At 58.2% G+C, this 12,231-nt stretch carries 13 protein-coding genes; 9 read left to right on the forward strand and 4 right to left on the reverse strand.

Annotation, left to right across the window (positions count from 1 at the left end; genetic code table 11):
* The first annotated feature begins 13 nt into the window (after positions 1-13).
* From ABIA45_RS34915 to ABIA45_RS34925, 3 genes are all read left to right on the forward strand, one after another.
* A complete protein-coding gene (locus tag ABIA45_RS34915; RefSeq protein ID WP_050991954.1) occupies positions 14-373 on the forward strand; it encodes a DUF3024 domain-containing protein in 360 nt (119 codons plus the stop codon).
* 75 nt (positions 374-448) lie between these two features.
* Positions 449-637: a hypothetical protein gene (locus ABIA45_RS34920; protein ID WP_225124649.1), complete on the forward strand. Its 189-nt coding sequence runs from the start codon at positions 449-451 to the stop codon at positions 635-637.
* Positions 638-1,717: 1,080 nt separating this feature from the next.
* Positions 1,718-2,065, forward strand: coding sequence for a ferredoxin (locus ABIA45_RS34925; RefSeq protein WP_225124648.1), 348 nt, complete (start codon positions 1,718-1,720; stop codon positions 2,063-2,065).
* Positions 2,066-2,512: 447 nt separating this feature from the next.
* On the opposite strand, the gene ABIA45_RS34930 is transcribed toward ABIA45_RS34925, so the two are convergent.
* From ABIA45_RS34930 to ABIA45_RS34945, 4 genes are all read right to left on the reverse strand, one after another.
* Positions 2,513-3,265, reverse strand: a complete 753-nt coding sequence (locus ABIA45_RS34930) for an OmpW family protein (RefSeq protein WP_081493866.1) — start codon at positions 3,263-3,265, stop codon at positions 2,513-2,515.
* A 454-nt stretch (positions 3,266-3,719) separates the two neighbouring features.
* Positions 3,720-3,944, reverse strand: a complete 225-nt coding sequence (locus ABIA45_RS34935) for a hypothetical protein (protein WP_404546116.1) — start codon at positions 3,942-3,944, stop codon at positions 3,720-3,722.
* Between the two features lie 21 nt (positions 3,945-3,965).
* Entirely contained in the window at positions 3,966-4,133 is a 168-nt protein-coding gene (locus ABIA45_RS34940; RefSeq protein ID WP_338129091.1) for a hypothetical protein, read from the reverse strand.
* A 7-nt stretch (positions 4,134-4,140) separates the two neighbouring features.
* Complete coding sequence (locus ABIA45_RS34945; RefSeq protein ID WP_225173776.1) at positions 4,141-4,299, reverse strand: hypothetical protein; 159 nt, start codon at positions 4,297-4,299, stop codon at positions 4,141-4,143.
* A gap of 410 nt (positions 4,300-4,709) precedes the next feature.
* Here ABIA45_RS34945 and nifH point away from each other — a divergent pair, with 410 nt between their 5' ends.
* The 6 genes from nifH to ABIA45_RS34975 all read left to right on the forward strand — a co-directional run bounded on the left by nifH (position 4,710) and on the right by ABIA45_RS34975 (position 12,223).
* Positions 4,710-5,594, forward strand: a complete 885-nt coding sequence (gene nifH / locus ABIA45_RS34950) for a nitrogenase iron protein (protein ID WP_036014954.1) — start codon at positions 4,710-4,712, stop codon at positions 5,592-5,594.
* Between the two features lie 123 nt (positions 5,595-5,717).
* Positions 5,718-6,509: a nitrogen fixation protein NifQ gene (locus ABIA45_RS34955; protein WP_036014874.1), complete on the forward strand. Its 792-nt coding sequence runs from the start codon at positions 5,718-5,720 to the stop codon at positions 6,507-6,509.
* A gap of 294 nt (positions 6,510-6,803) precedes the next feature.
* Complete coding sequence (gene nifV / locus ABIA45_RS34960) at positions 6,804-7,994, forward strand: homocitrate synthase (RefSeq protein WP_370157567.1); 1,191 nt, start codon at positions 6,804-6,806, stop codon at positions 7,992-7,994.
* A gap of 475 nt (positions 7,995-8,469) precedes the next feature.
* Positions 8,470-8,811, forward strand: a complete 342-nt coding sequence (nifW, locus tag ABIA45_RS34965; RefSeq protein WP_036014872.1) for a nitrogenase stabilizing/protective protein NifW — start codon at positions 8,470-8,472, stop codon at positions 8,809-8,811.
* A 983-nt stretch (positions 8,812-9,794) separates the two neighbouring features.
* Positions 9,795-10,904: an electron transfer flavoprotein subunit alpha/FixB family protein gene (locus tag ABIA45_RS34970; RefSeq protein WP_036014870.1), complete on the forward strand. Its 1,110-nt coding sequence runs from the start codon at positions 9,795-9,797 to the stop codon at positions 10,902-10,904.
* 11 nt (positions 10,905-10,915) lie between these two features.
* Positions 10,916-12,223: an FAD-dependent oxidoreductase gene (locus ABIA45_RS34975; RefSeq protein ID WP_036014868.1), complete on the forward strand. Its 1,308-nt coding sequence runs from the start codon at positions 10,916-10,918 to the stop codon at positions 12,221-12,223.
* Positions 12,224-12,231: the final 8 nt, after the last annotated feature.

Consider the following 12,231-nt stretch of genomic DNA (forward strand, 5'->3'; position numbering starts at 1 on the left):
GGAGGCTTTCGCCATGAATGCTGCGCTGATGAGGAAAGCAAAGACGGAGCTGCTGCCTCACCCAAACGAGCTCGACCGCAAACGAATTGAGCGCGGCTTGAGCGCGCGCAAGCGCTATCTTTACGTCTCGCCGAAAGTGGGGCCGGTGAGGGGCGGCTACCTCGTCGAGAGCCCTTGTTGCTCGCGCAACATCGACACGGATGGCGCTCTCATCGATGTCGCCCTAATTCTTTATGATACCGTGAGCGGGATCTGGAAGCTTTTTCGGAAGAATCATGCCCAAGGAATCTGGGAATTTTACAGCCTTTACCTCCGCTTGCCTTCTGCAATCGACGAATTGAACGCCGATCCTGAGCGTCTGTTCTGGCCATAAGGGACCAGCCTTTTAGTCGAAGAGAAGCCACGATGGCGCTCACAGCGAAAGAATTGATCGAAATCGAACGAACGCTTGCTGCAGATCGCGCCGACATGGGCCCGTTTGTTGGGCCGCGGCGCCGTTTTCCGCAGCTTTCTTGGGGCGGCTGTGATGCGTCAGAGTTATCGGATCAGCCGTTCCGACAATTTTCTCGTCTCGACCTTCTCGATCGACCCGACATCGCTGCGTGCAGATTACGGCCGACCCAACGCGACCGACTAGCGTCCTGTTGGCCAAAAGGAGCGGTGTGCGGCGAGCACTGAATTAGCAGAGTTTCAGCTGGATGGCGCGCACAACTATCATCGCGAGAGATGAGCAAGCGGACCAAGGATACGTGCTTTGTGCATCGTGATCCACAAAAATGCAGGAGCGCGCTGGATGCCACCGGCGACATGTATTCGTCCAGGAAAGGGGGAAGAGAAATGTTCCAGGCGACCGCGGAGAAGGCCTGCTCAATCATAAAAAGTGTCGGCGTCCAAGGCTCGGCTTGAGGCCGGCGCCGAGTGCCCGAAGCCAAGCACGTTATAATCGAGATCGTCGGTCACTTTGGGCCGTGATCGCTAGTGTTACCAAAATGGGGATCGTATGAACTCGCAAGAAATCGTCACCCACGTCCGCTTCGCCCCGAACGGGAGGGTGATACAAATCAGCGAGCGTCCGGCCAAGCTCACGCCAGACCAATGGTTTGATGTCCTCAATACCCGTGCCAGCTCGGCTTATCGGCCGCTCACTCGGGGCCGCGGGATTTTTCGGCTGAGCCGGACTGCGGTCGATGTCTTCAAGCAGGAAACCGCGAGGCCGAGATGAGCGAACAGAAACCGGCGGGATTTGATGAGCGAATAGGTCCGAGGGTTTTGCGGTCGGTCCGGCCGATGCCATTGAGCTGAACGAGGCCATGGCTCTTAGCCTGTCGGGGACCGCTGATAGAAGCGAGAAGCGAACGACATTGCCCCTACTTGGGCAATCGTTGCGAGGCGCGCCGCCCAAAGCAAAGAATCGTTGCAGCAGCGAACGTTGCGCATCTGGTGTGCAACTTACCTTAAAGAATTTGGATCGTGAATACGCGATGAGTGGATAAACAGATCGAGATGACAGGAGAAGAGGTTGGAATTGATCAGGAGGCGGCTTCGGACGCGTAGGTATTTATCGCTCATCTTTAGCGACGACAACCACTATGGCGCCCGCTCATTGCGCCTTGTTCCGCAAGCGCGGGTGGGAATCATGGGACGTTCAATAGTCGGAGACTGTTGGGCATGATGTGCTCGCACCTCATCCCTTCAGCATTTATCAGAGGATAGGCGCATGAACTCAGAAAAAGAAATGGAGTTCCCTCAGGTTTATCGGCATCATGTCTTTGCCTGCAACACGCAGCGTCCGCCAGGCCATGCCCACGGCAGTTGCGGCGCCTCAGGCGCGCAAGCCCTGTGGGATCGAATGGGCAAGGCGATCGAAGCGCAAGGCCTCAACGATATTGGTTTCACGATGGCGGGCTGCCTTGGATTTTGTAACTCTGGTCCCTTGCTGGTCGTCTATCCCGGCGGAATCTGGTACCGCGTGACCACGCTTGAGGACGTTGACGAGATCGTCAAATCCCACCTCAAGCAGGGCAAACGTGTCGACCGCCTTGTGATGGTGCTCAAGCGAAGTTAGAGGCGTCGTCGCGACCACTTGACCGGACCAGCAAGCATGGACGGCGTGCTCGTCCATGAGCTGCCCGGCCGCTCGGAGCTCGTATCGTCTGAGGTTGACCGTCCAACTCGAGCTCCGGGTCGCTAACAGTAGGTCATTGACATGGGGCGTGGCGCACCGCCTGTTGTGAGGCCAAATAGGCAAAGTGGCTCCTCTGCAACGCGCGGCGAAGCAGTAATAGGATTATAACGCGCCGATCTGTTCGTGTATCGTCACTTACGTGCCGCGCGATCCGTGGCTCACAGCGATAGCAATGCTACGAATGAATTTCTGCCTCTGGCCAGCTGACGCGTCGATGACGCGTCAGCCGGCTCCCCACTGCAGACGGAGAGGGCAGGAGATGCGCTTGATGCGCTCGCAGCGTCCGAGTTGATCAAACGGAGTCTCCTTTATGACCCTGTTCTGGCATCAGAACCTGTAAGCGACGCCCCCGCTGACGAGCCATGGATCGATATTGGCGCGCCCGGTGACAGCAATCGCATTGTTTACGGTCGCGGAGTACTCCGGCCGCAGCCACAGCTTCTTCACGTCAAAATTGAGGCCCCAGTGACGGTCAAGCATGTAATCGAAGCCGAATTGGACCGCCGCGCCGAATTGGTTTCTGATGTGTAGATCCGTGACGGCAAGGCCGCCAAGCGACGCATTGGCTGCCGATTGGTTGAAGAATGCAGTGTAGTTGATGCCAGCGCCGATATAGGGCTTGAACTGGCCGAAATCGGTGAAGTGATATTGCAGGGTTAATGTTGGCGGCAACAGCCAGGCGGTGCCGATATCGAGCCCAGTGAGGACGCCATTGCCGCTGATGTGATGGCGAGTCGCTCCGAGAATGAGTTCAGCGGCTACGTTCCTTGTGAAGAAGTAGGTGATATCGAGCTCTGGTATGGCTCGATCGCTGAGCGAAAGCCCTGAACTTGGTGAAGACAGCGATGGCGTCCCGGCAACGTTGACCGAGCTACCTGCGGTATCCGGCAAAACGCCGAGCACGCGCAGGCGGATCATCCAGGGGCTGTCGGGCTCTATTGGAGGCGCTTTATAGTAGACATAGTAGACCGGCGCCGGGCCCAGATCCGCACCTCGTACCGAATTGCTGGCCAACGAGCTCGCAAGCGCGAGGACCGATGCCCTCGCCAGAACTGTTAGTACTCTCATCGAAGTCTCCATTCCAAAACTCGCGCGAGCAGCCGCGCGAGATCTCTGTCACACATGAGGAACGGAGTAGTATTTGATACCAATCAAAATCGAAGCGACCGTTAGCACAATTGTCCCGCTAAGTTGCATTAGGATCACGGCTGCGAAACGTGTTCTGCTTTGATCGTTATTCAATCCAGTAGTCAGTCTAAACGAATCCTTTGAAGAATCTGCCTCTCGGGGTGGCGCTCCGATTTAACGCGGGCCGCCGAGGTCGCGCGTGATAAAGGTAGCAAATGCGGCTACGTCTCTCACATGTTGCAAAGCGGCAAGCGCGGCATTCCAGTGGAATATCGGCGACGCCAACCTACGAGCAACCGCTCGCGCGGGCCCTTTCAGGGAAGCGCTCCGCGGTTACTTGGCGTAAAGCAAGCCGGAAGTGGAAACGTCATTCTTTGCCTCGCCTGATGGCTGGCACTCGGCGTCTTCACGTCTGCGGGCAACGCGTGCGGTGTGCTTCGTGCAAGCAGACCTCGAGATCATCTTGCGTCTTGCCGCCAAGCAGCGACAGCACTGGCGCACGATCGAGTCCGGCACTTCGTGCCCCGTCTACGTCGATCAGCGGTCGTCGTATCAGGAGCGGATCCCCTACCATCAATGCGAGTGCGCTTGCCGCGTCGATAGAATCGGGATTGACTTCGCCTGACTTGATACGAGGCGCGGCTCGGTTGAACTAGGAGTTAACGGGCATATTGCGGAAGAAGCTGCCCAATTCGTCCGCGTGCCATGGCTGCTTCAAGATGTCTTGCACGACCACGTCATGGCCGGCGGACTTGAGCGCTTTAATCTGACGCGCGTTACTGGCGCAGCCGGGCTTCTGATAAACGATGATTGTCGCCACGGCATACCTATGTAGGGATGCTGAGCTGAATCTGTGGCAAGCCGCTGCCGCTGTCGCGAGCCCATTCGAAGTTCTTGCCCGTCAACTCCGATATCTGCGCATCGAGCGCCGTACCGCATTTGCAACACTCGCCGCTGGTCCGCCATGTTTCGAGCCCGTCCGGCATATTCACTCTCCCGAAATCGCTCGGGTTGTGAGAGGAACAGCAAGTTCCGTTCCACAACTGGAGAGATCGGAATAGATCCCGTGATTCCGGCTTTTGGCGTTGATGTTTGTGCTTGTTTGTTTGTTTTCCGACAGCCGCGCAGATCGCGTCACATCCAAGACAACCAATGATCACGCGCCGGCTGGTTGGCTTTTGTAAGCGTAATCAGAAGCTTAATGTGTGGATTCAAGCGCTGGCACGGCTGTTGCTAATGAGCTGCAGCAACACTGAGTGAGGGCTGAGTGCAGGCCGACGCCCACGGCGAGCGATGCGCTCCTTCCCTTGAACCCGTGTGCCCCGCTTCTGTGAGAGAACCAAGCTCGCACAAGAAGTGCGCAACGTTTTTGGCAAATCGGTTGATGGAGAGCAACATGTCTTCACTAAGACAAATCGCGTTCTACGGCAAAGGCGGCATCGGCAAATCCACCACTTCGCAGAACACGCTGGCGGCGCTAGCCGAGATGGGTCAGAAAATCCTGATTGTAGGGTGCGATCCGAAGGCGGACTCGACTCGCCTGATTCTGCACGCCAAGGCGCAAGACACGATTTTGAGCCTTGCCGCGAGCGCCGGCAGCGTGGAGGACCTAGAACTCGAGGACGTAATGAAGGTCGGCTACAGGGAGATTCGTTGCGTGGAGTCCGGTGGTCCTGAGCCAGGTGTCGGCTGTGCCGGCCGCGGTGTCATCACCTCGATCAATTTTCTGGAAGAGAACGGCGCCTACGAGAACATCGACTATGTTTCGTACGACGTGCTTGGCGACGTTGTTTGCGGCGGCTTTGCGATGCCAATCCGCGAGAACAAGGCGCAGGAAATCTATATCGTGATGTCCGGTGAGATGATGGCGATGTATGCCGCGAACAACATTTCCAAGGGCATCCTGAAATACGCGAACTCTGGCGGCGTGCGGCTGGGCGGTCTGATCTGCAACGAGCGGCAGACCGACAAGGAGCTGGAACTGGCGGAAGCGTTGGCAAAGAAGCTGGGTACTCAGCTGATCTACTTCGTGCCCCGCGACAACGTGGTGCAGCATGCAGAACTGCGCAGGATGACGGTTCTCGAATATGCACCCGATTCCAAGCAGGCTGATCACTATCGCAATCTTGCAACCAAGGTTCACAATAATGGCGGCAAAGGCATCATCCCCACCCCGATCTCCATGGACGAGCTCGAGGACATGCTGATGGAGCATGGCATTATGAAGCCCGTGGACGAATCCATCATCGGCAAGACCGCCGCCGAACTCGCGGCCTCGTAAAGGCGCGCGACGGATGCCGGTCTCCCTCACCGCCCATCCCGGGAGGCCGGCATTCTGACGAGCGACCCTGATCAAAACCAGGATGCGGCACGCAAACCTGACCATTGTGGAGACCCGCAAAATTTGTCCGAAGCGCACTTCCTTCCGTTGCTGGCTGCTTGTGCCGTTGATGTCAACACCCAGATGCACAGGGGAATTGCAACCTACCGCATGCTCACCGGTGTGCCGCCTGCAGATGCCGACATTACCATTGACAGCAATCTCGATCGCCATGTCCTGGCGTCTATCCTGGCGGCTGCCACAATGGATGGTGGCTCCCTTCCCGAGAAGGCTGGCCTGTCCGGCCTTGAACTGGTGGCCTTGCTGGAGCAGTACTTTCCCACGCTTGAGATCAAGCTCGCGAAGCAGCTTTCGGCTTGCAAGTGCGAAGAGGACGACGAGATCGCAATGCTGCGCGATCTCTTGCTCAAGCAACGATCGACGGAAGGGGATATCGGCCGCTGGCTGGCTGCGATGATCGCGCGCCGCGCGATAGAGCCGGACCATCTGTGGGAAGCTCTCGGCTTGCGCAATCGTGGCGAACTCTCTCGGTTGCTGAGCCGTCATTTCGCGCCGCTCGCCGCGCGCAATTTCAACAATATGCGCTGGAAGCGCTTCTTCTACCGCATGCTTTGTGAGAATGAAGGCCTCGTGATGTGCACAACACCCGTGTGCAATCAATGTCACGACTTCAACATCTGCTTCGGTGAAGAAAGCGGTGAGAGCCGGATGGCCGAGCGCCGGCGCGATTTTCTGTTGCAGGCGGCTCGGCCGGTGGTTGCCGGCGACTGGCCGCCTGAACTGCAACAAAGGTCCGCTATCGCCCAGTCATCCGAGAAAGCCTCGCCGGGTTTGGTAAGCCGCGCGGGACGTTGAGGGCGCGGCTGACGCCGTTTCCATGCGAGCGAGTGACCATGTGTTCAAGGCCGCGGCGGCCCCCAAGTGCTCCGCGACAATTCTCACATCCTGGCGAGCCGCAATTGCTAACGTTCGAACTCGGCGTAGCAACAGGCAAGGCGTCCGCTTGATGACCTGTCGCATTTGCGACAATTCATTTGCTCAAGAAGGTCGAGGACGGAAGCGGTAGAGTCGTCAATGGATTGGCCGGGACGGCAGGCTGGCATGCTGGTTGCTGAAGCGTAGGTAGGTCAAACAATGAGGAGCTCTCGCGTGATCGCCGCCAGCACCGCCGCCAAATCGTCTCGGTACGACCAGGTGCGCGCCAAGCCCACCGTGCTCAACGACACGACATTGCGCGACGGCGAGCAGGCACCTGGCGTTGCGTTTACCACAGACGAAAAGCTGGCGATCGCGCAGGCGCTAGCCCGGGCCGGAGTCACGGAGATCGAGGCGGGAACGCCGGCGATGGGCAACGAGGAGATCGCCGCCATCCGCGCCATTGTCGAAGCAGATCTTCCGCTGACCACCATAGGCTGGTGCCGGATGCGGGAATCTGATGTCGACGCGGCGATCGAAGCAAAGGTGTCCATGATCAATATGTCCGTCCCGACCTCCGATGTCCAGATCGCGGCCAAGCTAGGTGGTCATCGCGACCTGGCGCTAGAACGGGTGAAGCGAGTGGTAGGCTATGCCCGTGAGCGCGGACTTGAGGTCGCCGTCGGTGGTGAGGACTCCTCCCGCGCCGACATTGATTTTCTCATTAGACTGATGGCGACTGCAAAAGCCGCGGGCGCGCGTCGCTTTCGTATTGCAGATACGCTCAGTGTGCTCGATCCCGACGCAACCTACGCGCTGGTCGGAAATTTGCGTGCGACTACCGATCTCGAACTCGAATTTCACGGTCACGATGATCTAGGACTCGCAACCGCGAACACGCTCTCCGCCATCAGGGCTGGCGCGAGCCACGCCTCAGTGACCGTCATCGGGCTGGGCGAGCGGGCCGGAAATGCACCGCTCGAGGAAATCGCGGTCGCACTCAAGCAGCTCTACGGGCGCGAGACTGGCATCATACTCCCGGAGCTCGAGAACGTCGCCACGGTGGTAGCAGCCGCGGCCGCACGTGCGATTCCTATGAACAAGGCGATCGTCGGACAGCATGTATTTACGCACGAATCCGGCATTCATGTCGCTGGCCTTTTGAAGGATCAACGCACCTATCAATCGCTTGATCCCGTTTTGCTTGGCCGCTGCAACCGCTTTGTGTTCGGCAAGCATTCCGGACTTGCGGCGATCACCGCGATACTCGATGAACTGCAGCTCGTCGCCAGCGACGATCAAGCCAGGCAGATCCTGTCGCAAGTCCGCAAATATGCCATCGAGCACAAGCTGCCGGTCGAGCGCGAAACCGTGGCGGCGATCTGGCGCGACGTGTGCGGATGCTTGGCACCCCACCCCGCGTGAAAAGCCGTGTCCAGCAACGTTTGCGTCGACCCTTGGCAAACCGACGCGCCGCAAGGACAGTGTGCGATGTCGCTGATGGCACGAGCGGCGTCCAGCTCTCGCACGTCAGATCCCCTGGCGCGATCTCACCTCCAGATCTTACTTCCCGTTCCGCCATACATGCTGTGATCTCCTACCCAATGACGAGCTGTCCCCGGACTGCCAATCGGCATCTTCTCGCCCGGCTGATTTCCGGCCCGACGACCGTCCTGACGAGCGCCAAGCTAGATCGTGATTTGGCCATTGATCCCGGATCTTCATCGGAACTGGCTTCGTCACCGGCGGACCTGCCGATCTGGGCAGCGAAGTTGGGAGCACCGCTTTCCGGAGTCAGGCTGTGGCGATGCGCACCAGCTGTGCGAGGCAGGACGGCAGCAGTCAACACGCGCCCCCCATCTCATTGACCGTCCAGAGCTAATCCGAAGGAGAATTTTCGATGATCAGCTCATCCACGCCAGCCGGTATCCTGGATCGGCTCAGCAAGGCCTCGTCGGCAGAGGATTTTTTCTCGCTGCTTGGCGTCGATTACGACCCCAAAATCGTAAATGTCGCGCGCCTTCACATCTTAAAGCGCATGGGACAATATTTTGCCGAAGAGCAATTTACTGGCGCCGAAGAGCCGGAAATCAGAGCGAGGTGCAAGGCGATGCTGGAGCAAGCCTATGCAGATTTCGTGGCATCGTCACCGATCGATCAGCGAGTGTTCAAGGTTTTGAAGGATGCCGTCGCGGACCGTAAGAAGGCCGCAGCCTTTGTCCCGTTGAGCGAGTTGAAGTGATCTAGCGTTTCACTGTAAGCGAATTACGACCGGCCGGCGCCGAGGCAATCCGATATTGGGGCCTTCTCTTTGTGCTCAAGTATCTGCAGCCATCACCGGAGCGGCGGCTGTCGTATTCCCGACCCATGTCTGGACTGGTCGTGTCGACGGTATCAGCGGTTGTTTGAATTGTGTCGCAGGCCATTACTTCCGACTGGCTTTCAATGGTCTTTGCAACTGGTACGACACTTGCTGTTGTCCTGTCAGCGGTGCCGACAGATAGCAGTCGACCGCGATGAGTTTGAAGGAGGACCTATGATGCTGTTTTTACTACCTGCTGAGACCTGCGCTACCATTTCGAGGCCCATAATCGCGTTAGCTCCCCTCGAAACCGGTTTTGACGCGATCAAAGCTCCGTAACGTCGGTGAGATGCTGGTCAATGGATAAGTCTTCGCTTCGCGTTACTCCTGCACCCCGTATGCACAACATCATCTGCATCAAATCGGTCCCCGATCCCGCTCAGATTTGTGCCCATCTCATGGCGGATGGGAACGGTGCCACGAAGAGCGCCAGGTTCGGCCCATACGGAGTGCTTTCGTTTGACGGTCGGGATGGATTGCGTGATAGAAGTGTTGCCAGGATCGCCCTCGTTTGCACCGCCAATGTGGAGTCGTTGGGCCGAGCTGGGTCGCAGGTACTGCGCAGCGTACGAACTCGCCCACTCAGGCACCGAAGCGATCGGTTAGAATCCCCACAGCGCCCTGGCGAGCCGCGGTGGCGCTCGTCGAACCCGACGGGTAACGGTCGAGTTTGGAAGACCTCTGCAAATCCGGTCGGACGGGTGCGTCTATTGCCACGACCTGTGTTGTTGTGTGGCCGGTCCGAACACGCAGGCGGGGCAGAGCAGCCAGCCACTTGCTAACCGAAAGTGATCTTCAGTTGACGAAGCGAAAAAGCAACCCGTGGCGCCGGCGCCCCTATCGTTGAGGAGGAATTTGAAACTATGAGCAACGTCAGCAGAACGGCCATGCCAGCGGCTGCCGGCCGCGCAGCAGCCAAAAAAGAGCTGCCGGAGCGCTTTAAGTCGTACAAGCACGTCTGGGTCTTCGTCGAGCTTGAGCGTGGTCAGGTGCATCCCGTTTCCTGGGAGCTTATGGGTGCAGGGCGCGGCCTTGCCGACAGGCTAAAAGTGAATCTTGCCGCTGTGGTTATCGGTCCGGAGGGGCAGCACACACGTAACGCCGCGCTTGAAGCCTTTTGCTATGGCGCCGATCTGGCCTATCTCGTGAGCGACAATGTTTTGTCGGATTACCGTAACGAATCCTATACCAAGGCCCTAACCGAACTCGTCAACACCTACAAGCCCGAGATCCTGCTGTTGGGTGCGACGACGCTCGGTCGCGATCTCGCAGGTTCTGTGGCGACGACCCTATCGACGGGGCTCACTGCCGACTGCACCGCGCTGGACGTGGACGCCGATGGTTCGCTTGCGGCGACGCGTCCGACCTTTGGCGGCTCGCTGCTCTGCACGATCTACACGCTAAATTATCGTCCGCAGATGGCCACCGTCCGCCCGCGGGTCATGCCGATGCCTGAGCGTGTCGACCGCGATGCCGCTCGTATCGTCGTTCATCCGCTCGGCCTTTTCGAAGACGATATCGTCACAAAAGTATTGTCATTTCTGCCCGACCGCGATGCACAAACGTCCAATCTGGCCTATGCCGATGTCGTGGTTGCGGGCGGCCTAGGACTAGGATCGCCTGAGAACTTTCGGTTGGTGCGCGAGCTCGCATCCCTGCTTGGGGCTGAATATGGCTGCTCGCGTCCTCTCGTGCAAAAAGGGTGGGTTACGTCTGACCGGCAGATCGGCCAGACAGGCAAAACCATCCGGCCGAAGCTCTATATTGCCGCGGGGATTTCCGGTGCGATCCAGCACCGGGTTGGCGTCGAGGGCGCGGATCTGATCGTCGCCGTCAATACTGACAAGAACGCTCCGATCTTCGACTTCGCCCATCTCGCGATCGTCAGTGATGCCACTCAATTGCTACCGACGCTGACGGCAGCATTCCGCGCGCGGCTTTTGCCAGAATCGCGCGCCCGGATCGCGGTCTAGAGGAGATGAGGATGATTGAAGAGAAATTCGATGCGATCGTGGTCGGAGCCGGTATGGCCGGAAACGCGGCGGCATTGACGATGGCCAAACGCGGCATGAAGGTGCTGCAGCTCGAGCGGGGCGAATATCCCGGATCGAAGAATGTGCAGGGCGCCATCCTATATGCCGATATGATGGAAAAGCTGATCCCCGAGTTTCGAGAGGAGGCGCCGCTCGAACGCCACCTGATCGAACAGCGGTTCTGGATGATGGACGACCGCTCCCATGTCGGCATGCACTACCGTTCGGAGGACTTCAACGAGGAGCGGCCGAACCGCTATACGATCATACGCGCTCAGTTTGACAAATGGTTTTCTTCCAAGGTGCGTGAAGCTGGTGCGATCGTGCTGTGCGAGACCACCGTCACCGAGCTCGTACGGGACGATCGTGAAAGGATCGTCGGTGTTCGTACAGATCGCAGAGACGGCGAAATACATGCCGACGTCGTCGTCCTGGCCGAAGGGGTCAATGGCCTGCTCGGCACACGTGCAGGCCTACGCGCGCGCCCGACAGCCGACAACGTTGCGCTCGCGGTTAAGGAAATGCATTTCCTGCCTCGCGAGACTATCGAGGCGCGCTTCAATCTCAGGGGCGATGAAGGCGTCGTGATCGAAGCGGCCGGCACCATTTCTCGTGGCATGACCGGGATGGGTTTCATCTACGCCAATAAAGAGTGCATTTCGCTTGGCATCGGTTGTCTTGTCGCCGACTTCCAGCGCACGGGCCAAACGCCGTACGGACTGCTCGATCAATTCAAGAGGCATCCCTCTGTGGCGCCCCTGTTAGCAGGGTCCGAAGTCAAGGAATATTCGGCGCATCTCATTCCCGAAGGCGGTTACAAGTCGATCCCGCAGCTTTTTGGGGAAGGCTGGGTCGTAGTGGGCGATGCGGCCCAACTCAACAATGCCATTCATCGTGAGGGCTCCAATCTCGCGATGACCTCCGGCCGTATCGCCGCGGAAGCGATAGGTCTGGTTAAATCACGCGGCGAACCGATGAGTGCAACAAATCTGTCAATTTACAAGAAGATGCTGGACGATTCGTTCGTCATCAAAGATCTGAAGAAGTACAAGGATTTGCCGCCCCTAATGCATACTCACTCCCAGAACTTCTTTCTCACCTATCCGCAGCTCATCTCCAAGGCGATGCAGAACTTTGTGCGCGTCGATGGTACGCCCAAGGCTGAAAAGGAGAAAGCTAGCCTGAAATCTTTTGTCAAGGCGCGGTCATGGTCAGGTCTGTTCGGCGATGCTTGTCGTCTTGCGCGGGCCTGGCGCTGACCGCAACG

The organism is Bradyrhizobium sp. USDA 336, assembly GCF_044908355.1.
GTDB classification, from domain to species: Bacteria; Pseudomonadota; Alphaproteobacteria; order Rhizobiales; family Xanthobacteraceae; genus Bradyrhizobium; species Bradyrhizobium yuanmingense.